15 protein-coding genes are annotated in these 22193 nt (G+C 62.4%); 7 read left to right on the top strand and 8 right to left on the bottom strand.

Going from position 1 to position 22193, the window contains the following annotated elements; all coding sequences use genetic code 11:
• Positions 1 to 50 precede the first annotated feature (50 nt).
• The gene (locus tag IEW17_RS13935; protein ID WP_262891834.1) at positions 51 to 3002 is read right to left on the bottom strand and encodes a TonB-dependent receptor domain-containing protein; all 2952 of its coding nucleotides are present in this window, start codon (positions 3000 to 3002) and stop codon (positions 51 to 53) included.
• Between the two features lie 310 nt (positions 3003 to 3312).
• On the opposite strand from IEW17_RS13935, the gene dxs reads away from it, so the two are divergent.
• Positions 3313 to 5259: a 1-deoxy-D-xylulose-5-phosphate synthase gene (dxs, locus tag IEW17_RS13930; RefSeq protein WP_188562663.1), complete on the top strand. Its 1947-nt coding sequence runs from the start codon at positions 3313 to 3315 to the stop codon at positions 5257 to 5259.
• Between the two features lie 246 nt (positions 5260 to 5505).
• On the opposite strand, the gene IEW17_RS13925 is transcribed toward dxs, so the two are convergent.
• On the bottom strand, positions 5506 to 5859 hold the full coding sequence (locus tag IEW17_RS13925) for an ASCH/PUA domain-containing protein (protein WP_188562662.1): 354 nt from the start codon (positions 5857 to 5859) through the stop codon (positions 5506 to 5508).
• A 425-nt stretch (positions 5860 to 6284) separates the two neighbouring features.
• Between IEW17_RS13925 and IEW17_RS13920 the strand changes: the two genes are divergently transcribed.
• Positions 6285 to 7331 carry an aldose epimerase family protein gene (locus tag IEW17_RS13920; RefSeq protein ID WP_188562661.1) on the top strand — a complete coding sequence of 349 codons (1047 nt, stop codon included), beginning with the start codon at positions 6285 to 6287 and terminating at the stop codon, positions 7329 to 7331.
• Between the two features lie 130 nt (positions 7332 to 7461).
• On the opposite strand, the gene IEW17_RS13915 is transcribed toward IEW17_RS13920, so the two are convergent.
• Positions 7462 to 10287, bottom strand: coding sequence for a bifunctional transaldolase/phosoglucose isomerase (locus IEW17_RS13915; RefSeq protein ID WP_188562660.1), 2826 nt, complete (start codon positions 10285 to 10287; stop codon positions 7462 to 7464).
• A 174-nt stretch (positions 10288 to 10461) separates the two neighbouring features.
• Between IEW17_RS13915 and IEW17_RS13910 the strand changes: the two genes are divergently transcribed.
• Positions 10462 to 11229, top strand: a complete 768-nt coding sequence (locus tag IEW17_RS13910; RefSeq protein ID WP_188562659.1) for an alpha/beta fold hydrolase — start codon at positions 10462 to 10464, stop codon at positions 11227 to 11229.
• 44 nt (positions 11230 to 11273) lie between these two features.
• Here the strand turns inward: IEW17_RS13910 and IEW17_RS13905 are convergent, their stop codons facing one another.
• From IEW17_RS13905 to IEW17_RS13895, 3 genes are all read right to left on the bottom strand, one after another.
• Positions 11274 to 11726, bottom strand: coding sequence for a hypothetical protein (locus tag IEW17_RS13905; protein ID WP_188562658.1), 453 nt, complete (start codon positions 11724 to 11726; stop codon positions 11274 to 11276).
• Between the two features lie 237 nt (positions 11727 to 11963).
• Entirely contained in the window at positions 11964 to 12533 is a 570-nt protein-coding gene (locus IEW17_RS13900) for a DUF1800 family protein (protein ID WP_188562657.1), read from the bottom strand.
• Positions 12534 to 12735: 202 nt separating this feature from the next.
• Positions 12736 to 15330 (bottom strand): lamin tail domain-containing protein, encoded by a 2595-nt coding sequence (locus IEW17_RS13895; RefSeq protein WP_188562656.1) that lies wholly within the window; start codon positions 15328 to 15330, stop codon positions 12736 to 12738.
• A gap of 171 nt (positions 15331 to 15501) precedes the next feature.
• Between IEW17_RS13895 and IEW17_RS13890 the strand changes: the two genes are divergently transcribed.
• The 3 genes from IEW17_RS13890 (at position 15502) to IEW17_RS13880 (ending at position 19317) form a co-directional block, all read left to right on the top strand.
• On the top strand, positions 15502 to 16503 hold the full coding sequence (locus tag IEW17_RS13890) for an aspartate-semialdehyde dehydrogenase (protein WP_188562655.1): 1002 nt from the start codon (positions 15502 to 15504) through the stop codon (positions 16501 to 16503).
• A 46-nt stretch (positions 16504 to 16549) separates the two neighbouring features.
• A complete protein-coding gene (locus tag IEW17_RS13885; protein ID WP_188562654.1) occupies positions 16550 to 18520 on the top strand; it encodes a carboxypeptidase-like regulatory domain-containing protein in 1971 nt (656 codons plus the stop codon).
• 188 nt (positions 18521 to 18708) lie between these two features.
• Complete coding sequence (locus IEW17_RS13880) at positions 18709 to 19317, top strand: DNA-3-methyladenine glycosylase (protein WP_188562653.1); 609 nt, start codon at positions 18709 to 18711, stop codon at positions 19315 to 19317.
• A gap of 79 nt (positions 19318 to 19396) precedes the next feature.
• Here the strand turns inward: IEW17_RS13880 and IEW17_RS13875 are convergent, their stop codons facing one another.
• Both IEW17_RS13875 and IEW17_RS13870 read right to left on the bottom strand, forming a co-directional pair.
• A complete protein-coding gene (locus IEW17_RS13875) occupies positions 19397 to 19750 on the bottom strand; it encodes a hypothetical protein (RefSeq protein WP_188562652.1) in 354 nt (117 codons plus the stop codon).
• 131 nt (positions 19751 to 19881) lie between these two features.
• A complete protein-coding gene (locus IEW17_RS13870; protein ID WP_188562651.1) occupies positions 19882 to 20343 on the bottom strand; it encodes a GNAT family N-acetyltransferase in 462 nt (153 codons plus the stop codon).
• A 125-nt stretch (positions 20344 to 20468) separates the two neighbouring features.
• Here IEW17_RS13870 and IEW17_RS13865 point away from each other — a divergent pair, with 125 nt between their 5' ends.
• Entirely contained in the window at positions 20469 to 21884 is a 1416-nt protein-coding gene (locus IEW17_RS13865; protein ID WP_188562650.1) for a PQQ-dependent sugar dehydrogenase, read from the top strand.
• Positions 21885 to 22193 lie beyond the last annotated feature (309 nt).

The raw sequence follows: 22193 nt of genomic DNA, 5'->3' as shown, positions 1-22193 counted from the left end.
TGCGGGGTACGACCCTGCACCCTACTAGGCTTTCTAACCCTAATCAGGCATTATGGTCGGCCGCCGGGGCTGCCGGCGGGCGTGGTGCCACCCGGCGTAGTCGTGCCCGGCGAGGGCGCGTTGGCTGGCGCATTGATGAGGTTGCCGGCCGGGGCAGCGGGGCGCTGGCCGGTAGAGTCAGCCGGCTGCACGGCTGGGGCTGGGGTGCCGGGTAGGGCCGTGGGCTGGGTTTTGGTCGAGTCGCGAGCGGGGGCTGGCTGCATCCCCGGCGCCACCACGGGAGCGGTGCCGGCGGGTGCGCCAGGGTAGCCGCCGGGGCGGGCACCGGGGGGGGCGGGCACCGCACTGGCTCCGGGAGTGCCGGCTGGTCGGCTGCCGGGTGCGCCAGCCGGGCGGCCACCGCCACCGGCCGGGGCTCCGCCACCACCTGCGGGAGCACCGCCGCCGCCACCGCCGCCAATATCACCGCCGCCGCCGTCACCTTTGAGGTCGTCGTTGTTGATGCTCTTGCTGCGGCGGGGGCGTTGGTCCACCGTGAGCTTGCCGATGCGGTAGCTCACGTTCACCTTGAAGCTCAGGTTGCGCAGCAGGTTGCGGCTGGTTTGGTCGATGAGGGGCGAGGTTACGTTATTGCGGATGACGATGCCGGAGGCGGAAAAGAAGTTCTCGGCTCCGAAGCCGATGCTGCCGCGCTTCTCGGCAAAGTCGCGCTTCACGCTGAGGCTGTACACGCCAAAGCCGCTTTGGTCGCCCTGCAGCTGCACTTGGTTGCCCCGGTAAAAAACAAAGGCCTGCAGGCCCCACACCGGCGTGAAGTTGTAGGAGCCAAACACCCGGCCGCTCAACACGAAGCCCTCGTTGGCGGCGTTAAAATTGCGGTCGGGGACGTTGTTGGTGAGGGTGACGTAGTAGAAATCGGTGCCGGCGTTCAGGCTGAGCTTGCCGTTGTTGATGTTGGCGAACAGACTGCCGCCGTAGGCGTTCTGCCGGCCGATGTTGGCGTAGCTGGTTTGCACCGTGTCGAGGCCGCGCACCGTGCGCAGGGCCTCAATAGAGCCGGTGGTGTTGCGCACGAAGGAGCTGAAGTTCAGGTTCAGGCGCTTGTAGGCCGTGCTGTAGCCTAGCTCGAAGTTGTTGGTGTATTCGGGGTCCAGCGTAGGGTTGCCGAAGCTGATGTTCTTCGGGTTCTGGGCGTTAATGTTGGGGTTCAGAAACTGCAGCGAGGGGCGTTGAATTCGCTTGTTGTACGCCAGCTTCAGCACGTTGCCGTTCGAGAGCTTGCGCGAGAAGTTCACGCTGGGCACCAGCACATCGTAATCGGGAATATTGACGGGCGTGGTAGAACTAGCAAAATCGGCGCTGATGATGGTGTATTCGTAGCGCAGGCCCGGCTTCAGGGTGAAGCCCTTGGGCAGCCCCAAGGTGTAAGCCACGTAGGCGGCCGTCACGTTCTGGCGGTAGGTAAACACGTTGTTGGAACTCAGCAGGCCCACCGTGGGCCGCACTTCGCCGTTGGCCCCGAAGGACGTGGTGGCATAATCGGAATTGACGCGGCGCAGAATATTCTTCGCGCCCATCTCCAGAATTTGGGTTTTGCTGATGGGGTTCTGGTAATCCAGCTGCGCCGTGTATTCCTCGTTGTAGCTCGGGTTATCGTTCACGATACGGCGGGTCAAGCTGTTCGCATCGGTCGTGCTCAATACATTGTTGGTGAAGCTATTGGTGCGGTCGTTGCGGCTGAATAAGGTCAGGATGCTGAACTCGTGCTGCGGCTTCTCAAAGTTGTGCGTGTAGTTCAGGCTGGCATCCACGGTGCCCGACAGGTCCTTCGAGAACGTGTCGCGCCGGTCGCTGCTGATAGGGTTGCCCGTGGCAACATTGCCCTGGTAGCTGGTGCGCAGCAGGCCATCCTGGTAGTTCTGGCTGCTGCGGGTACCGTAGGCTACCGAGGCCTGCAGGGAGTTGAATTTATCGATATCGTAGTCCCAGCCCAGGGTGTAGCGCCCGAAAATGCTCCGCTGACGCGTATCGGCCGATTGCAGCGTGGTCGTGGCCCTCTGAGGGTCGAGGATACTGCGCGTCACCTGCGTGTTCGAAAACTCGCCCGGCACGTTGTACTGCGCCCGTCCGAAGCCGCCCAGCGAGAAGCCCATTTTGCCGGTGCGCAGGCCGCCGTTCAGGCTCAGGTTGCTGCTCCGGACGCCCACGCTCAGGTCTACGCCCAGCGTAGCGCCGCGCAGGTTGTTCTGCTTGGTAATGATGTTGATGATGCCGCCCGAGCCTTCGGCATCGTACTTGGCCGAGGGCGAGGTGATGACCTCCACCGTCTTAATCTGGTCGGCCGGAATCTGCTTCAGCGCGTCGGCAATGCTGTTGGCCGCGATGGTCGAAGGCTTGTTGTTAATGAGCACCCGAATGTTGGAGCTGCCGCGCAGGCTCACGTTGCCGTCCAGGTCCACGCTCAGCAACGGCACGCGCTTGAGCACGTCGGTGGCGTCGCCGCCGCGGGCCGTCTGGTCGTTTTCGGCGTTGTACACCGTGCGGTCCACCCGCTCCTCGATGATGGCCTTTTGGCCGGTCACCACTACTTCGCCCAGCTTCTGGGCCGTGGCCGCCAGCGCTACCGTTCCCAGGGCCACGGCCCCGCCGGCGGGCACGGTCACGCCGGGGCGCTCCTCGTTCTTATAACCCAGGAAACTCACCTGCACCGTGTAGGTGCCGGCCGGAATGCCGGGCAGCACAAACTTACCGTCGTCGCCGCACACGCCGCCATTCACCACTTTGCCCGTGCCCGTTTCCAGCACGGCCACCGTGGCGTACGACACGGGTTTGCCGGTGGCCGCGTCGGTCACGGTGCCGGTTACGCGGCCGGCCGCGGCGCGGGGCACGGCGTTCAGAACGGCCGGCCGGCTGCCGGCCGGGGCTTGCTGACCCGAAACCAAGTGGCTGATGCCCAACAGGGCCGATAGCAAAACGGCATTAGCCGGTAGTTTTTGTTTCATACAATTCATAACGGCCAAAGTGCCATAATCTTGACTGGAGGTTGCATCGGGCCTGCGGCTTTAAAAGAGGTCGACCAAGTGCTTAACCAGTAATCCGCCCAATCGGCTCACCGATGCGCAAAGGTCCGTTGCAAAGCCGCGCGCGCTGTTATTAACTAGATTATCAAGCTCAAATCCCCGACCAAGACCCCGATTCTGTCGCTGCCCAGCAACCGCACTTCGCCTGTGGTCGTACCTTTGTGCCAGCCCGATAATCTTTTAGCGGGTCAGGCGGTTACACCCCGTCACCCATCACCCCACGCCTGCCCTGATGATAGTTGAACCCGGCCCGCTCCTGGCGGCGATTGACTCGCCCGACGACCTCAAAAAGCTCGCCCCCGAGCAGTTAGTCCAACTCAGCACCGAGCTGCGCGAGTTTATTATTGACTCGGTGAGCATTTACGGCGGTCACTTCGGGGCTTCCCTGGGCGTGGTTGAGCTGACGGTGGCGTTGCACTACGTCTTCAATACGCCGCACGACCAGCTGATTTGGGACGTGGGCCACCAGGCTTACGGTCACAAAATTCTCACCGGCCGCCGCGAGCAGTTCCCCACTAACCGCCGCTACCACGGCATGTCTGGCTTTCCCAAGCGCAGCGAAAGCGAGTACGATGCCTTCGGCGTGGGCCACAGCAGCACCAGCATCGGGGCGGCACTGGGTATGGCCGTGGCCTCGGACTACAAGGGCGAATTTGACCGCCAGCACATTGCCGTCATCGGCGACGGCGCCATGACGGGCGGCATGGCCTTTGAGGCCCTCAACCAGGCCGGCGTGGTGAATTCCAACCTGCTGGTTATCCTCAACGACAACTGCATGAGCATCGACCCCAACGTGGGCGCGCTCAAAGAATACCTTACCGACATCACCACCTCCCGCACTTACAACAAGGTGCGTGACGAGTTGTGGAATGTGCTCGGCAAGCTCTCCAAATTCGGCCCCAACCCCCAGCAGATTGCCCGCAAAGTAGAGGCTGCCATGAAGGCCACGCTGCTCAAGCAAAGCAACCTGTTTGAGGCGCTGAAATTCCGCTACTTCGGCCCCGTGGATGGCCATGACGTGCAGCACCTCGCCACCATTCTCAACGACCTGAAATCCATTCCCGGCCCCAAGCTGCTGCACTGCGTCACGGTGAAAGGCAAGGGCTACGCGCTGGCCGAAAAAGACCAGACGCTATGGCACTTCCCGGGCTTGTTCGACAAAATCACCGGCGAAATCTCGAAGAAAACGCCCGATAAACCCCAGCCGCCCAAGTACCAGGACGTGTTCGGCCACACGCTGCTGGAACTGGCCCAGGCCAACGACAAAATCATGGGCGTGACGCCGGCCATGCCCTCGGGCTCGTCGCTGAACATCATGATGGAAGCCCTGCCCGCCCGCACGTTCGACGTGGGCATTGCCGAGCAGCACGCCGTGACGTTCTCGGCCGGCCTGGCCACGCAGGGACTGGTGCCGTTTTGCAACATCTATTCCACGTTCATGCAGCGCGGCTATGACCAAGTGATTCACGACGTGGCCCTGCAAAACCTGCACGTAGTGTTTTGTCTTGACCGCGCCGGTTTCGTGGGCGCCGACGGCCCCACCCACCACGGCTGCTACGACCTGGCCTACATGCGCTGCATCCCCAACATCGTGGTATCGGCCCCGATGAACGAGCAGGAGCTGCGCAACCTGATGTACACCGCCCAGCTGCCCGAAAATGCTGGCCCCTTCAGCATCCGCTACCCGCGCGGTGAGGGCGTGATGCCGCAGTGGCGCACGCCGCTACAGCGCGTGGCCATCGGCACGGGCCGCGTGGTGCGCGAGGGCGAAGAAGGTGGCGTGGCCATCCTCAGCATCGGCCACATCGGCAACTACGCCGTACGCGCCACCGATACCCTGGCCGCCGAAGGCCTCGACGCCGGCCACTACGACATGCGCTTCTGCAAGCCGCTGGACGAGGAAATGCTCCGCGACATCGCCCGCCGCTACCGCGCCATCGTGACCGTGGAAGACGGCTGCCTGCCCGGCGGCTTCGGCTCGGCCGTGCTCGAATTCCTGACGGACCACGGGATTAACATGCCCGTGCGCCGCCTCGGCATTCCCGACCGCGTGGTGGAGCATGGCACCCAGGATGAGCTCTACAAAGAGTGCGGCTTCGATGCGGCGGGCATTGCCCAGGCCGTGCGCGAGTTGAGCGCCAAAGTGACGGCGGTGACCTTGGAAACGGTGCTGCGGTAGGTGGATAGTTAGAAGACTTGTTCCCTAATAGGAAACACTGAGAAAAATTAGCGGTCATGCTGAGCTTGTCGAAGCATCTCTACCGCATCGTTTGGGTGTCGTTCGGTAGAGATGCTTCGACAAGCTCAGCATGACGTTTTATATATACGTTTGCTAATTTAGGAACAAGTCTAGATTTCTAAACAACCCAAAAAAGCTCTGCAATCAATGTTGCAGAGCTTTTTTGTGAGTCATTGATTCAGATTATTACCAGAGGCGGATGTCAGTGATGCCGCTGGGTATCGGGGGCTGGTCGCTGAAGCCCAGCACGCACCAGCCGGGCTCGATGCCGAACACTCCCCCTTGCAGTACGTAGCTCACCCAGCGGGTGAGGGTGCGGCCGGTGTGCTGCTCGGTTTCCAGCTCCACTTCCCGGAGCAGCAGTTCATCGCCGAGCTGGAAGTTGCGGTCGTTTTCGCGCACGTCGAAAGGCTTGTTGCCGGCCTGCACGGCGGCAAAGCAGCCGGGCCAGATTCTAAGCTCGTGATTTTGGTGCTGCGCGGGGTTCAGGGTTTGGAACTGCGGAATAAATTGCTCGGGTGATAGTACGGTCGTGCTCATGATAGTAGTTGTTTAGCGAGAAGGCACCCAGTGCTGTGGGGCCTGCCCAACCGGAGCCGGGACTTGGGTAGCGGATATCGGAATAGATTAAAGATAGGGGAAAGATAATAGACCTATTTTGGTCCAAGAGTGCTTAACAATAAGGAAATCAGAGTAGTTCATTGGCTTTTTGCTGTGCTGAAACTGACGACGCAGCCTGCCAAGCGCCTCGAATTCAGCTTCCTCAATCGATTGAATGGACTGCATTCGTTCTTTTTGAAATCGGGGCCGATGCGCCAGTAAACGCTGCTGCGCCGGCTTCAATTGAAGCCCTCATGAAGAATGGGGCTACTAATAAAATAACGTAGCTGACCAGCGCCCCGGCCCTGCGTATCTACTTTCGAGTTGATTTACGCCGCTTCATTCCTCCTAACCTTTCCGCGCCCATGCCTACCGTTACCTCCTTCGGCCGTACCATCGATGGCACTGAAGTTCATCTTTTCACCCTGCGCAACGCCAGCGGAGCCATTGCCACCATCAGCAACTACGGCGGCACGCTCACCAGCCTGCTGGTGCCGGATAGAAACGGGCAGCTGGGCGACGTAGTGCTGGGTTTTGAGGACGTGAGCGGCTACCAAAGCCCGGCGTTCCGGCAGGCCAATCCCTACTTCGGCGCGCTGATTGGCCGCTACGGGAACCGCATTGCCAAGGGCCGGTTTACGCTCGATGGCAAGGCCTGCCAACTCGCCACCAACAACGGTCCCAATGCCCTGCACGGCGGCACCGTGGGCTTCGACCAGCGCATTTGGCAAGCCACGCTCGGCACTGCTGCCGCCGGCGAAACCCTGACGCTGACCTACCACAGCCCCGACGGTGAAGAAGGCTACCCCGGCAACCTGACCGTGACCGTGGTCTACACCCTCACCGCCGACAACGCCCTGCGCTTAGTCTACAGCGCTACCACTGACCACGCCACGCCCCTCAACCTCACCAATCACGCCTACTTCAACCTCAGCCACGGCACGGAAAAGGATATTCTGGGCCATGAGCTGACCCTGGCCGCCGACCGCTACACCGTAGTCGACGCTACCTTGATTCCGACCGGCGAGCTGCGGCCCGTGGCCAACACGCCGTTTGATTTCACGGGGCCCCACGTCATTGGCGAGCGAATAGCGCAGGTGCCCGGCGGTTACGACCATAACTTCGTGCTGAATGATGGGCTGCAGGTAGCTGCCAGCGTGTACGACCCCGCTTCCGGCCGCACAATGGCAGTCATGACTGACCAGCCGGGCGTTCAGCTCTACACCGGCAATTTCCTTGATGGCAGCCTCACGGGCAAGCGCGGCACCGTGTACGGCCCGCACGCCGGCTTCTGCCTCGAAACCCAGCACTTCCCCGATTCGCCCAACCAACTCGGTTTTCCCGATACCATTTTGCGGCCGGGCAAGACGTTCCAATCCACCACGGTTTACCAGTTTACGGTTCGGAATTAAGCGTCTGTCATTGCAAGCGGAGTGAAGCAATCCGTCCTGCCCTCAGCGACTAACCTAGTAATGTAAAAAGCCTCGATACTGTGCAGTACCGAGGCTTTTTGCTTGAAAAGTATCTGGTTTTACAGGCCCGCTACCCCAACTTCGGCAGGGCGGCCAGCAGGGTTTTCAGACCCTGTTCGGCATTGCTGCCGAGGTGCACGCGCAAGGTGCGGCGGTTGTAGCTCTGCAAGGCCTCCAAATCGCCCAAAGCCTGGGCATTTTTGAAGGTGCCGAAGGTGTAGGAACGGCCGGGCAGGGCTAAATCCTGCGGATTATCGTCGGTGAACTGCACGAACAGGCCCGTGTCGGGGCCGCCTTTGTGGTACTGGCCGGTGCTGTGCAGGAAGCGTGGCCCGTAGCCCGACGTGGTGGCGATGTGCAGCTGCTGCTGCACCCGCAGGCGCAGCTCCTGCAGGCTGGCGCTCACGGCGGGGCTTTCGGTGAGGTAGGCTTGCAGGCAGAGGAAATCGCCGGGCTTGGTTTGGGCGAAGAAGGCTTGCAGCACCTCGGCGGCGTTGTTGCCGCCCACGGCCGCGTAGTAGTCCACGCCGTTTTCGCGGGCCACGGGCTGGGTTTTTTCGGGCAGGCTGCCTTGAGTTTCCACTACCTTCATCAGGCCATCGGTGGCCGTTTTAGCGGCTTGCACGTTGGGCTGGTCGAAGGGATTGATGCCGAACACGGCACTGGCCACGGCCGTGGCCACTTCCCAGCGGTAAAACTCCGCGCCCAAATTCAGCGCATCCTGCATCAGAATGGTAATGACCGGATGGCCCGCCTGCTGTAGCTGCCGCAGCTTGTCGGTGTTGGCGGCATCGGCTTGGCCCTGGTAGCCCATGTACACAAACACGCGGTCGGAGCCATAGATGCTCACGTCGCCCAGCGGCTCGCTGGCTACGGGTAAAATGCCTTTGCCTTCCTTGCCGGTGCTTTCGGCGATGAGCTGCTCGAGCCACAGGCCCAAGTCGGCCAGGGCATCAGGCACGACGAGCGTGAGCTTGTCGCGGCCCTGCTCGGCCAGCACGCCCAGCGCGGCACCCAGCTCCAGGCCGGGGTTGTGGGCCACCGGGCCGTAGGCACCGCAGGCGCGCATCATGCGCACGGCGCGGGCCAGCATTTCGCCGATGGGCAGGCCGTAGAGGGCCGCTGGCACTAGGCCGAAGTAGGAGAGGGCCGAGAATCGGCCGCCCACTTCCGAGAAGTTGAGGAAAATGCGGCGGTAGCCCTGGGCCGTGGCCGCAGTCACGAATTTGGAGCCGGGGTCGGTGATGGCCACGAAGTTTTCGCCGGCCTTATCGCCTTTCAGCTCCTTTAGCTTGGCGTAGAAATAATCGCCGAAAGCCAGCGGCTCGGCCGTGGTGCCCGATTTGCTGGCCACGATGAACAGCGTGTCGGCCAGCGGCACGGCGGCCTCAATCTCACGCACGGTGCCGGGGTCGGTGGTGTCGAGCACCGACATCGGCAGGCCGCTGGCGCCCTGCTCAAACGCGGCCTTGAACACGATGGGAGCCATGGTGCTGCCGCCCATGCCCATCACCACCACGTGCTTGAAGCCGGCGGCTTTCACCTCGTGCACGAACTGCTCGATTTCGGCCACGCGGCCCACCATCGTTTCGGCCACGCGCAGCCAGCCCATGAAGCTGCGAATGCTGGCTTGGCCGGCCTCGTCCTGCACCCATAGGTCGGCTTTTTTATCCCAGAACCCAGCGGTGAAATCCTGCTGATTCAGGGCCTGAATCTTGGCATCCACGGCGGCTTGGTACTGGCCCAGCTGCATGGTGGCCGCGGCCACGGTGCCGGTGAGGGCCTGCTGGCGCTTGCTGTTGATGGATTCCATCAGCTTGCCGAAGGGCTCGTTGAATTTCTTGGCCCCGTCCACTTCTAAGTGGTTGGTCAGCTCTTCCAGGTTCAGGCCCAACTCGGGCAGGCGACGCAGCACTTCTTGCGCCTTATCCAAGCCGTCTTCGAGGCGGACTTTGGGCTGACCCTTGGTCCGGAAAATGTCCAGTGTTTCCACCGGCACGGTGTTCACGGTATGCGGCCCGATGAGGTTCTCGACGTACTTCAGGTCGTCGTATTTCGGGTTTTTGTTGCCGGTGCTGGCCCACAGCAGGCGCTGGGTTTCGGCCCCTTGGGCTTGCAGCGCGGCCCAGCGCGGACCGGCGAAAATCCCCTTGTAAACCTGATAAGCCTGCTTGGCGCTGGCCAGGGCTACTTCGCCCACCATACTTTGCGCCAGGGTGCCTTTCTCGCCGCCTTCAGCTACCATCTTTTCGAGCTGCGGGTCAATCAGCACATCGATGCGGCTGAGGAAGAAGCTGGCCACTGAGTCGATACGCGCCAGGGGCAGGCCGGCGGTGGCACGGTCTTCGAGGCCGGCCAAAAACGCTTCGGCTACCAACTTGTAGCGCTCCACGCTGAAAATCAGCGTCACGTTCACGTTCACACCTTCGGCAATCAGGCGGCGGATGGCGGGCAGGCCTTCCAGCGTGGCCGGCACTTTTATCATCACGTTGGGGCGGTTCACGGCGTGCCATAGCTCCAGGCCTTCGGTGATGGTGCCTTCGGTGTCGTTCACCAGCGTGGGCGATACTTCGAGGCTCACGTAGCCGTCGGAGCCGTGGTCGGGGCCGTCGTAGAGGGGCCGAAACAGGTCGCAGGCGTGCTGCACGTCGGCCACGGCCAGACTGGTGTAGATTTCGTCGGTGGTTTTGCCCTGCAGGGCCAGCGCGGCAATGGCCGCGTCGTAGTCGGTGCTGTCGCCGATGGCTTTGGCAAAAATGGCCGGGTTGGAGGTGACGCCGCGCAGGGCTTCGTCAGAAATGCGGCGCTGCAACTTGCCGTCAATCAATATCGGGCGGCTGATAAAATCCAGCCACAGGCTTTGGTCGAACTGGCGGATGTCAACGAGAGGATTCATAGAAAGACAGTTGGTTCAGGAGCCCAAAGGTCTGGCAAGAATGGCGTTGTTTTCAACTGCAACCGGGGAATTGTAAACCGAGAGTCCAAAAAGGCCGCCTTGGTCTTGGTAAGCAGAGCAACCGCGCCCGCTCATGACACGGGCGGATGAGGTGCTGGCGCTACTTTTGCCGCCATGTCTGTTACGCCCAACCTGCCTACTATCGTTTTCCTCCACGGCTTTGCCGAAAGCCGCGAGGTCTGGACTGATTTCACCCGCGCCTTTCCCGATGGCTACCGCCTGCTGGTACCCAACCTGCTCGGCCACGGCACCAATCTGGCCTCCGTGCCTGATTTTTCAATGGAAGCCCAGGCCCGCCACGTCATCGACTACCTCAACCAAAAAGGCTGCCCCGAGCCGGCGCTGCTGGTCTGCCACAGTATGGGCGGCTACGTGGCCCTGGCCCTGGCCGAGCGCTGGCCCCAGCGCGTGGCCGGCCTCGCGCTCATCAACTCCACGGCCTTAGCCGATACCGACGAGAAGCGCCAGAACCGCGAGAAAAACATCGGCTTCGTGGAAAAATACGGGGTGGCCAAGTTCATGGAATCGTTCGTGCGCCCGCTTTTTGCGCCGTCGAACCGCGACAAGCTGACCGAGGCGCGGGGCTTGCTCGAAGAAATTGGCAAGGCCACGCCCGTAACTACCATCATCGGAGCCCTACGCGGCATGGCTGCCCGCCCCGAGCGCACCAAAGTGCTGGCCACCGCCAAGTTCCCGGTGCTGATGGTGGCCGGTAAGCACGATGTAGCCGTGCCTTTCGACGATGCCGTGCGCCAGGCCGCGCTGCCCGCCGAGGGCCACGCGCTGTTTCTGGAGGGCAGCGGCCACCAGGCATATCTGGAGCAGCCCGAGCAAACCCGTCAGGCCGTGCTGGCGCTGGCGGCAGCGGTGTTTGGCGGTTAAGCACGTACCGCCACGGGGTGGGGCATTGGGCCGTCGTTAAAGTCCTACTTCTTCACAAACCGAAATTCATGCCGGTCGCTGCCATTGACGAAGGCATACCACAACGTTTGGTCGTCGAGCTTCTGAATCTCATAGTATGAAGAGGATACGCTGCCGGTGGTCCGGGTAATCTTCACGCTGCTGACGCCCGAAACGTTGATTCGGTTCTTCTCTTTGTCGTATTTCCAAGTACCCGTCTGCGATTGAGCCTGGTTATTCTCGTCAACGTAGGAGCGGGAATGAGCTTCAGGTTTTGCGTAGGACTCCTCATAGTTCTTTATTACCAGTTGAGAAGTTTCGTCCACGCCGTTGCGCAGGTACTGGGTCAGTCGCCAGCCGGTAGCGATAACATCCTCAGGGGTACGTACGGGTTCAACTTTTTCTTTGCTGCAATTGGTTAGGGAAACCAGCAGCAGCAGCACAAACAGTAAGCGCCCGTACTTTAGGGTAATTGACATACAAAAAACAAGTAAAGTGAAATCATGAGTGCTAAAATGAGCAACTGCTTAATTAGCAGCTAAAGAGAAGAATTGTTTTGCAAAAAACAGCGGACGATAAAATCTTTTTAGTTAAAAATCTTTGGTCGGACTTGTTCTTGCCCACGGCTCCGGCCGCCGTGCTTAGGATAGCAAAAGCGGTGCTTTTACATCTGCTTGGCGGCTGATTTCAAGACTGCAAGCGGTAGGGTAATTCATCTACACCAGCCCGTGCATTCGCTCAAAGCCGGTGCCCAGAATAGCCGTGTCGTCGGCCCCCAGCCAGTCTTTGAGCACGCTGGCGCAGATGCTACGGAAGTTGACTTGGTGGTGCAGGTCGCCCTGGTCGAGATTCACAGGGTCAGGCGCGGCGTTGGGCTGGCGCACGCGGCAGGCAAAGTGCCCGTGCCAGAACAGCGTCATTTTCTCGCGCAGCTGCGCCGGTGAGGCCGCCAGGCGGTCCATCCAAGCCGTGCTCATGTTGCTGAAGGCCTCCCGCAGGCCTTGGTTCTGCATCTTGTGCTGCTCGGGCGTGAGTTCGGCGCGGCGCAGGCGCGGTACGGTTGCGGCCGGCGTGCCAGCCAGCGCGGGCTGATTGGGCGTGGTCATCACCATACCCTGCGGGTCGGCGTAGCTCAGACCGGGACCGACGAGCGGCTCGTACTTCTCCGAATCGTGGAGCAGCTGCCGCAGGGCTTTGCGTGGGCTGAGGCCGGCGGCCACGTCCTGCGGGCGCGGCCCGAAGCCGGCCCGCCAGTAGAGGTGTTGAAGTTGCCGGGAGCTATTCATGCCTTTTCAGACGCGAGCCAGCGGGTGGGGTTTAATAGTGGAGCTGGTCAGCATGCGCGTCAGCACGTCATGTCGAGCGCAGCCGAGATATCTCGCGGGCCGTCACTACTTCAATCTTTTCAAACAAATGATTTGCTGCTGACCGCGAGATGCTTCGGCTGCGCTCAGCATGACGTGCTGTTTGCTGCGTATTTGCTTTTGGTTAAAACCGCGCACCCAGCACGACCGTCTTCTTATACTCGCGCTTCTCGCCGCCGCTGGGGCGGAATAATTCGACCAGCAGAATGTAGTAGCCCACGGCGGCTTTGCGGCCTCTATCATCCACGCCGTCCCACTGCACGAAGCCGTTGGTGGGCAGGGTTTCGTTGCGAACAAGGCGGCGCGTGAGCCGGCCCAGGGCATCATACACCGTCACGGAAGCCGCGTAGCCGGCCTGGTCGAGGTGGAAATTGAGGGTGGCGAAGTCCTGCTGGCCGTCGTCGTCGGGGGTGAAGATTTCCGGGGTCACGGTCAGCTCCTGGTTGCCGCCGAGTTCGTCCTGGGCCTGCGAGTTGGGCCGGCCGGGCGTGGCGTAGCCCACCGTGCCGGCCGCCGAATGGAAGTTGCTGCCGGTGCTGGGCCCACTGGCGCGGATGCGCTCCAACGACACGCCCTCCTGCGTGGCCAGTAAGCTCAGATGCAGGCTTTTGGAATAGGGCAGCTGGTCCAGCTTCACGTCGCGGCCGTCGAGCAGCCGCACCGTGTCCACGTCGGCGAAGGTGGGCAGGGCACCTACTTCAATCAAGTTAGCGGGGTCGTGGCTGGTGGGGTACTGGGCCTGCACGCTGGCTACGTTGGGAGTGAAAGCCAGCAGCTGGCCGGGGCCCAGCACCAGCGGGCCACTGGTGAGTTGGGTGGCCGTGGCGTTGCCGTTCACGCGGCCCCGCAAAAACTGCCAGCCTTGTAGGCTAATAAATTTGTTGCTGCGATTGATGATTTCCACAAACCGTACCGCTCCCACGCGGGGATTGAACAGCAGCTCATTAATCACTACATCGCCGCTCACTGCCGCCTCGGGCAGGGCAAACGTAGCCGACTGCAACGGGCCGCTGGCATTGCCGGCGCAGTCGGTGGCCGTTTGCACGGCCAGCGTGAGCGGGCGGCTGGCGGTCAGCGGCGTGGCCAGGGTCAGGTCGACCTGCCGGAAATCGGGCGCAACGGGCGCGGCCCGCGTGATGGCGGTGGCCGGCGTCAGCGCGTAGCGGCTCAGGGTGGCGGCTGCGGTGCTGTCGAGTTTTTCGGAGAAGTAGACCCGTACGGTGGTGGCATTCAGGGCCACGGCGCGGAGCAGGGCGGGGGCTTTGGCGTCGGGATTGACGGCGCGCACCGAGTTGGCGCGGGCGGGCGTGCCGCCGATGGGGTCGGTGCTGACGGTCCAGTTTTCGGCCCCGGCGCAGTAGTTGTTGGTATCAATCATTTCCAGGCTCCAGCCGCCTTCTTTTTTGCGGGCGTCGCGATACCAGGAATCGGAATAAGTGACTTCAAACAGCGTGCGGCCATCGCGGGCGCGCAGCACCAGCTGGTCACTGCCGTTGCTGAGCGAAGGGAAGTTCGTGGGGCCGTACACCTTGCCGTAGCCAGCGAATTGCAGCACCCGCGTACTGCCGCACACGATGGCGTACTGGCCCGGCAGTAGGCGGGCGGTATCGGGCAGCATGGCTACCGTGGTGGTGCCGCCTTTGCCCAGCCGCACGCCGTTCAGGCTGATAACCTTGGTGGCGCTGCGGTTGTAAATCTCAATATATTCCGACAGCGGCAGGCTCACCTGCGGGGTTTCGTCGGCAAAAATCTCGGTAATGACCAAGTCGCCGACCTGCGGGGCCACGGGCGGCCCGGCAAACGCGGCCGTGAGCGGCCCCGCCGCCACGTTGCCGAAAAGGTCGGCCATGTTGCGTACTTCCACCGCATTGCCAGTAGCAAAATCCGTGGCGAAGGTGAGGCGCACTACCGCCGGGTTGTTGCTGAGCACCTGGGCCGCCGTGGGCCCCGCGCCGCTTTGCAGGCGGTAGTTGGCCAGCGTGGTGGCGCTGGCCGGGGCCACCGTTTCGTTGAACGCCACGTTCACCTGGCGCGAATCGAGCGGTACGGCGCGCAGCAGGAGTGGGGCCGTGGCATCGGTCACGGCAAAGTCATCGAAGTAAAAATTGCGGTTGTTGGCGGCTGAGTAAACCAGCGATACACCCATGGCTGCGCTGCGTTGGTAAGTAGCATCGATGGGCTGGGCGGCTTCGGTCACGAAGGTGCGGCCCCCGGTGAGGTCGCGCTCCAGGGTCCAGCGGTTGGCGGTGGTGCGGGTCACGCGCACGCGCACCAAGTTGTTGGTGATGCTGGCCAGCGTGCCGTTCAGGCCATCGATGACGAGGACGGCGGCGCGGGTCGAGTCTTTGCGGAACAGGCTTACCTCATCATCGGTGCCGCCGAGGCGCACGAAGTAGCCCGAGTTATTGGAGTTTTTGAGGTCGGTTTGGGAGGCCATCAGCCACACATCGGCGAGGTTGCCGGAACTGGTGGCCAGCTTGAGGTTGGCCCAGAATTCCCACACGGTGCCGGTGCTGGCCTGGCAGGGCGTGCTGAGCTGGAGCCCGGTGCCGGTTACGGCCGGGCCGTTGCTTTGCAGCTGCTGCGCCGTTACCTGGAAGCTGGGCGCGTCACCGGCCCAGGCAGGGTTGGTGGTAAAGTTGCCGTCGGTGAAATCTTCGCGCAGCTGGGCGCTGGCCAGCAGGGGCAAAAAGAAGAGCAGCAGTAGCAGTTGCTTCATTTGAATAACAAGGGAGTCTTAGCTGTGCCCAATGTAAGCCCATTAGAGTGATATTTCGTGCTTTCGCCGCTGCCTGGGCCGTTTGAGGGGCATTGAGTGATGGATTGGGGCGTTCCTGCCGACCTTTGCGCCGGATGGCATCGTGGATGACCGTTCTAATTTCTCAGTTCTATGAAACTTGCCATTGTGGGTGCCACCGGCCTGGTGGGCACTGAAGTGCTGAAAGTGCTGGCCGAGCGCCACTTTCCCCTGACCGAGTTATTGCCCGTGGCCTCTGCCAAATCGGTGGGCCAGCTCGTGGAGTATCAAGGCAAACAATACCCCGTGGTGAGCATGGACGAGGCCATTGCGGCCCGCCCCGACATCGCCATTTTCTCGGCCGGTGGCTCGGTGAGCAAGGAGCACGCCCCGCGCTTCGCCGCCGTGGGCACCACCGTTATCGACAATTCCTCGGCCTGGCGCATGGACCCCACCAAGAAGCTGGTGGTACCCGAGCTAAACGCCGATACACTCACGGCCGACGATAAAATCATTGCCAATCCTAACTGCTCTACCATTCAGATGGTGGTGGCTTTGAATGATTTGCACAAGAAGTACCGGGTGCGTCGCATCGTGGTGAGCACCTACCAGAGCGTGACCGGCACCGGCAAAAAAGCCGTGGACCAGCTCCTGGAAGAGCGCGCCGGCCAACCGGCCAGCAACCCCGCTTACCCGCACCCCATCGACCTGAACGTGCTGCCCCACATCGACGTGTTCGAGCCCAGCGGCTACACCAAGGAGGAGCTAAAGATGGTGAACGAGACCAGGAAAATCATGGGCGACGACAGCATCCGGGTCACGGCTACCTGCGTGCGTATTCCGGTGATGGGCGGGCATTCCGAGTCCATCAACGTAGAGTTTGCCGAGGAATTTGATATGGCCGAGGTGCGCGATATTCTGACCAACACGCCCGGCGTGGAGCTGGTGGACAACCCCGCCCAGAACCAATATCCGATGCCCAAGGACAGCCACGGCCGCGACGCCGTGCTGGTAGGCCGCCTGCGCCGCGACGAAACTCAGCCCAAAACCCTCAATATGTGGGTGGTGGCCGATAACCTACGCAAAGGGGCCGCCACCAATGCCGTGCAGATTGCCGAGTATCTGGTGAGTAAGCAGGTGCTGGTGCACGGCTAATCCGTAGAAGCTGCCGTTGGTATTTTGTGCCTTCAAGACCGTTGTTATGCGCTGTTTGCTGCTGATTTGGCTGGTTTTGTTGGCAGGTCCGGCTTTGAGCCAGGCCCCGGCCGTACTGCGCGGGCAGGTAGTAGATGCCGAAACCCACCAGCCCATTCCAAACGCGCAGGTGGGCGTGGCCGATAACCGCCTCGGCACCAGCACCAACGACGACGGGCGCTTTGTCCTGGCCATTCCGCCCGCCTACCAGCAGGCGCGGCTGGAAGTGGCGCTGCTGGGCTACCGGAAGCATAGCCAGGCGCTGCCGCCGCTGCCGGGGCCGGAACTGCGCATTGAGCTGCGAATCAGCCCGGCGGCGCTGGGCGAGGTGCAGGTAACGGCCTCGGTAGTGGGCATTGTGCGCGAGGCGGTGGCCCGCATCCCGCGCAATTACCCGGTGCGGCCCACGCAGCTCACGGGCTTCTACCGCGAGTCGGACAATGAGCCCGACGGCCGGCCGCGCTACCTCGTCGAAGGCCTGCTCACGGTGTTCAAGCCGGGCTACCAGCAGCGGGGTGATGACGGAGAAATCCGCATTCAGCAGTCGCGCAAAGTGGATTTGCGGCCCGCCGGGCAACTCGTGCGGATTGACTGGGCGGGTGGGCCGTTCATCACGCAGTACGGGGATTTCGTGCACCGCCGCGCCCAGTTTATCGACCTGAAGCACCTGCGCGATTACGACTACCGCCTGGCCCCGGGCAGCAGCTACGCCGGCCGGCCGGTATTCGTGGTAGTCTTCGGTCCCCGGGCGGGCAACCGCCGCGCCGATTTTGCCGGGCAGATGTACATCGACCAGGATACCTACGCCTTTCTGGGGGCCGAGTGGCACTACACCGCCGCGGGCCTGGGCCGCTCCCCCAACCGGGCCGACTCGCGCAGCCTGCGGGTGGCCTACCAGCCCTACGCCGGCCGCTGGCACCTGAAAACCGTGTGGTGGCAAACCCGGGCCCGCTTACCCATCGGGCCGCCGCTCAATTACTTTGGCGAATTCCTGACCACGGCCATTGATACCGCGCAGGCGGCCCGGCCCGATTACGTGGAGCGGGCGCAGTACCACGACGTGTTTCTGCGCAACGCTGTGGCCTACGACTCGGCTTTCTGGCAGGGCACCACCACGCTGCTGCCGCCCGAAAGCCTGCGTAAAGCCCTGCTCGACCAGCAGCGCCAGCAGCGGGCCGACTCGCTGTTTCGGCCCACGACTCCCAGCGCAGCGGCCGGGACAGCGCCCGGGCCCGCAGAACCGACCCAGCAGCCGGACAATCCCTTGGGCCGGTTCTTCAGCCGCTTTCGCTACGGGGCTTCGGTAGGAGCGTGGCCGCTGGCCGTGGCGCGGGCCGAGCTGGCGGTGGCGTATGCGCCAGCGGGCTACCGCTTCGGCGCGCAAACCACGGCCCTTATCACCGACCAGGCGCTAACGGGCTGGTCACGCGTTGAATACCAGTATGAGTTAACCCGTGAACTAACCGTGACCCTGGCCACGCAGTACGTGTTTCGGCAGTTTAGCGGCCGTGGCTGGGCGGCTGGCCTCAGCTACCAGCACAACCTGCGGCCCCGTCACCGGCCGCTTTACGGTCGGGTCGGGTTGGCCTACACCTGCCAAACGGTGGGCCGCCAACTGGGCACCTTCACCAACCCCGACGACGGCCTGCGCGTGGCCGGCACCAACCTGGGAGCCGACCGGCTGAGCCTGCGCCTGCAAACCCAAGCCGATGCCCTGCAACCCACGCTGGGCCTGGGTTTGGAATTAAGCCACAAGTTTGAGCTGGTGGCCGATGCCAGTTACCTGCTGCCGCTGCGCACCCGCACCCAATTGGAAATAGCCGAGGAGAGTGGGTTTTTCCTCACCCGCAGCAGCGCCACCGTCGATTTGCCCGCCGCCGACGTAAGCCTGCGCGTAAACGGCCAGCCCGGCAGCACCCTGCCCTGGCGGCAGCAGCACTGGCTGCTGAGTGTCGGTTTGCTGTACCGGCTGCGGTAGGTTAGTCCGCACCACCGAAGGCATTTAGATAATTCGATTATCGTCTGTCATCCTGAGCGTAGCGAAGGACCTTCTCCCAACTGCTCAGTTTGCTGTGAATCCAGTCGGCGTAGGATTGATAAGGTCCTTCGCTGTGCTCAGGATGACAAACTTTTTGAATTACTAAACCGATTCACCACCCATTACCCATGCCCGCCAAGCTTCCTCCCGCCTTTTTCCAGCGCGCCGATGTGCTGGCCATTGCCCGCGACTTGCTGGGCAAGCACCTCTACACGCACGTTGATGGTGTCCTCACCGCCGGCCGCGTGGTCGAAACCGAGGCCTACCGCCACGAGGGCGACCATTCTCTCACGCTGCATTTGCAGCGCAAGCGTCACCAGGCCCAGGGGCTGCACGTACCCGGTGGCCTCGCCTACATCTACACCGTGTATAACCGGCACGCGCTGTTCAACATCGCCACGCACGATGCCGCCCACCCCGATGCCGTGCTGATTCGGGCCGTGGAGCCCACCGTTGGGGTAGCTGAAATGTTGCGTCGGCGGGGGCTGGTCCAGCCGGCGCGGGCCCTCACGGCCGGGCCCGGCGTGCTCAGCCAGGCGCTGGGCATCACGCCGGCCCTCACCGGCTTGCCCGTCACCGGCGAGGTGCTCTGGTTTGAGGACCACGGTGAGGTGGTGGCCCCAGCCGACATTGTGGCCAGCGCGCGGGTGGGCCTGGCCTACGCCGGCCCCGAAGCGGCGGGCCTGCCCTGGCGCTTCCGGCTAATGGGCAGCAAGTGGACCAGTCCGGCGAAATGAAGTGGCGGGCTGGCAACGGTTGGCGCAGGGGCAAGCCCTGCCGGGTACGACCCCGCCCCTACGCCGGCCAAGATGCACGTTACTTTTTGGTGAAGCCCAGGGCGAGCACCGCCTGCAAATCGGCGGGTTGCACCGCGCCTTCCAGCACCAGGCCCGTGGGGCAGGTGCAGGCGGCGCAGACAACGCCGCTATTTTTGACGCTGGCTTGAGGTTGGTACAGGGTCAGGTTCTGTTGGGCCAGGTAGGCCTGGGCCGCCGCCGCGAGCTGCTGGGGGCCTGAGGCCTGACCCCAGCGGTCGGCACATTGCGTCTGGGCGTATTGCACCCCCACCAGCCCGGGTCCGGGGTTCTTTTTTTCGCTGGTGCAACTCACCGTTGCCAGGGCGCCCAGGCCGCTGAGTAACCAGGCAGCAAATCGGGGGAATGGGGTCATGGGAAGGGGAATAAAGGGTTTTGTTGTCATGACCGGCAACGCCGCCTGCGGGTTGCTCACTGCCTTTTTTTATTTGGCTTCAACTGCTGCCCGGTCTAGGTAAACAGCGGTTTCAACAAACCAATATTCCCTCAACTTCCTCCCCCGTAGGGATTAACCTGCTTTATTTCCAGCCAGCGGTCGGGCCTATCTAGGGGCTCGTAGCCGAAGCGTTGGTAGAGGGTGTGGGCATCGAAGGTGGCGAGGAGGTGGCGGCGCAGGTTTTGCAGGTCGGGGTGGGCCAGCATCTGCTTCACCAGCCACTTGGAGAGGCCCTGGCTGCGGTGTTCGGGCAGCACAAACACGTCGCAGAGCCAGGCAAACGTGGCCCGGTCCGTCACCACGCGGGCAAAGGCGGCCTGCTGGCCATCGGGAGCATAAATCCCGAAATTCAGCGAGTTGGCAATGGCACGGTCCACCGTGGCGCGGGGAATGTGTTTGGCCCAGTAGGATTCCTCGCTCAGCCAGCGGTGAATTCGGTCAATATCAAGCAGCTGCGGGTCGGTGCTGAGGGTGTAGCCGGTGGGGTGGGTGGCAGTGAAAGCAAGAGCCATGGCAGTAACAGGGGGATAAATGCGGCCGCAAGCTACTACGGGCAGTTCGGCATCCATCCGCCGGCTGTTTTCGTTAATAAAAATTGCGTATTTTAGGTTGCTCACTCACACCACTCCCGCTCATTATGAAAACTTTACGCATTGCGATGGCCGCTTTCCTGTTGGGAGGGCTGCCGCTGGCTGCCACGGCTCAGGCCCCGGCGCTGGCCACGTTCCCGGTGGGCCCCACCACGGTCACGGCCTCGGCCCTGGCCGGCAACCTGAGCACGATTTGGGAGCTGGCCTGGGGGCCCGACAACTTCATCTGGATGACCGAGCGGGCCGGCCGCATCAGCCGCGTAAACCCCGCCACGGGCCAGGTGTCGCTGCTGCTCACGCTGCCCGATGTGACGGAGAGCAACGAAAGCGGCTTGCTGGGCCTGGTCGTGATGGAGCCCTTTCCCCTGTCCGTGCCGCCGGTGGCTACCTACTGGGTATTCGTGGTGTATAATTACACAAACCAGGGCGTGCTGAAGGAAAAGCTGGTGCGCTATAGTTACAATCCCGGGGCCACCACGCTAAGCAACCCGCTGGTGCTGCTCGGCAACATTGTGGCCACCACCAACCACAGCGGCTCGCGCCTGCTGGTGCTGCCCGACCGCACCATTCTTATGACCACCGGCGACGCGCTTGTAGCGTCCGAAGCCCAGAATCCGGCGTCGCTCAATGGTAAAATACTGCGCCTGAACCTCGAAGGGACCATTCCGGCCAACAATCCTACGCCCGGCAGCCTGGTCTACACCCTGGGCCACCGCAACCCGCAGGGCCTGGTGAGCTTGCCCAACGGCCGCATCTACAGCTCGGAGCACGGCCCCAGCAACGACGACGAAATCAACAAGATTGAAATTGGCCGGAACTACGGCTGGCCCAACGTGGAGGGCAACTGTAACCTGCCCGCCGAGGCTGCCTTCTGTGCCGCCAATAACGTGCGCGAACCGCTCACTACCTGGACGCCCACCATTGCCCCGGCCGGCTTGGCTTATTACGACCACCCCGCCATCCCCGGCTGGCGCGGCAGCCTGCTGCTGGCCGTGCTCAAAGACAGCAAGCTTGTCCAGCTCCCGCTGGATGCGGCGGGCCTCACCATTTTGCCACCTACCAATTTCCTGACTACGTTCGGCCGGCTGCGGGCCGTCTGCGTGTCGCCCCAAGGTAAGGTGTACATCGGGACCAGTAACCGCGACGGCCGCGGCAACCCCGCCGCCACCGACGACCGGATTTTAGTCCTTGAGAACCGGGCCTTTGCGCCCACCGCCACCCGGGCCGCTGCCAGCTTTGCCTTCGACCTGTTTCCGAATCCGGCCCGCCGCCAGGCCACTGTGCGCCTGCCCGCCCCCGTCAGCCGCCTCATCGTGCGCGACTTGCTGGGCCGCCCGGTGCTCACCCAGTACCCCACCGGCCTCGATGCCACGCTGGAACTGAGCGCCCTGCGCCCCGGCAGCTATCTGGTGCAGGCCGAAGGGGTCGTCGGCACGGCCACCCGCTCGCTGGTGGTAGAGTAATGAGTGGTCAGAAACCTGATTATGAACAAAGCCCATCATGCTGAGCGTAGTCGAAGCATCTCTACCGCGCAAGCAATCAAGATTAAGTGCCCACGCATAAGTAACCGGATAAAGAAGAACGTCATTCCGAGCTTGCCGAGGAATCTCGCTCGCGCCAGTAGGCGGCGCGGATGACTCCGGCGAGATTCCTCGGCAAGCTCGGAATGACGTTCTTTTTGATTGACTACGGTTACTTATGCGCGACTACTTAAGTGGCCACGCATAAGTAACGGTGAATAATTGCGTGGTATTTTTGGCCTATGTTAGCTC

The organism is Hymenobacter frigidus (assembly GCF_014640435.1).
GTDB classification, from domain to species: domain Bacteria; phylum Bacteroidota; class Bacteroidia; order Cytophagales; family Hymenobacteraceae; genus Hymenobacter; species Hymenobacter frigidus.
This window is presented reverse-complemented; position numbering and strand designations above follow the sequence as displayed.

Coding starts and splice junctions, on each gene's coding strand:
- IEW17_RS13935 (WP_262891834.1), bottom strand. CDS start 3,002: ATGAAACAAAAACTACCGGCTAATGCCGTTTTGCTATCGGCCCTGTTG.
- dxs (WP_188562663.1), top strand. CDS start 3,313: ATGATAGTTGAACCCGGCCCGCTCCTGGCGGCGATTGACTCGCCCGAC.
- IEW17_RS13925 (WP_188562662.1), bottom strand. CDS start 5,859: ATGAGCACGACCGTACTATCACCCGAGCAATTTATTCCGCAGTTCCAA.
- IEW17_RS13920 (WP_188562661.1), top strand. CDS start 6,285: ATGCCTACCGTTACCTCCTTCGGCCGTACCATCGATGGCACTGAAGTT.
- IEW17_RS13915 (WP_188562660.1), bottom strand. CDS start 10,287: ATGAATCCTCTCGTTGACATCCGCCAGTTCGACCAAAGCCTGTGGCTG.
- IEW17_RS13910 (WP_188562659.1), top strand. CDS start 10,462: ATGTCTGTTACGCCCAACCTGCCTACTATCGTTTTCCTCCACGGCTTT.
- IEW17_RS13905 (WP_188562658.1), bottom strand. CDS start 11,726: ATGTCAATTACCCTAAAGTACGGGCGCTTACTGTTTGTGCTGCTGCTG.
- IEW17_RS13900 (WP_188562657.1), bottom strand. CDS start 12,533: ATGAATAGCTCCCGGCAACTTCAACACCTCTACTGGCGGGCCGGCTTC.
- IEW17_RS13895 (WP_188562656.1), bottom strand. CDS start 15,330: ATGAAGCAACTGCTACTGCTGCTCTTCTTTTTGCCCCTGCTGGCCAGC.
- IEW17_RS13890 (WP_188562655.1), top strand. CDS start 15,502: ATGAAACTTGCCATTGTGGGTGCCACCGGCCTGGTGGGCACTGAAGTG.
- IEW17_RS13885 (WP_188562654.1), top strand. CDS start 16,550: ATGCGCTGTTTGCTGCTGATTTGGCTGGTTTTGTTGGCAGGTCCGGCT.
- IEW17_RS13880 (WP_188562653.1), top strand. CDS start 18,709: ATGCCCGCCAAGCTTCCTCCCGCCTTTTTCCAGCGCGCCGATGTGCTG.
- IEW17_RS13875 (WP_188562652.1), bottom strand. CDS start 19,750: ATGACCCCATTCCCCCGATTTGCTGCCTGGTTACTCAGCGGCCTGGGC.
- IEW17_RS13870 (WP_188562651.1), bottom strand. CDS start 20,343: ATGGCTCTTGCTTTCACTGCCACCCACCCCACCGGCTACACCCTCAGC.
- IEW17_RS13865 (WP_188562650.1), top strand. CDS start 20,469: ATGAAAACTTTACGCATTGCGATGGCCGCTTTCCTGTTGGGAGGGCTG.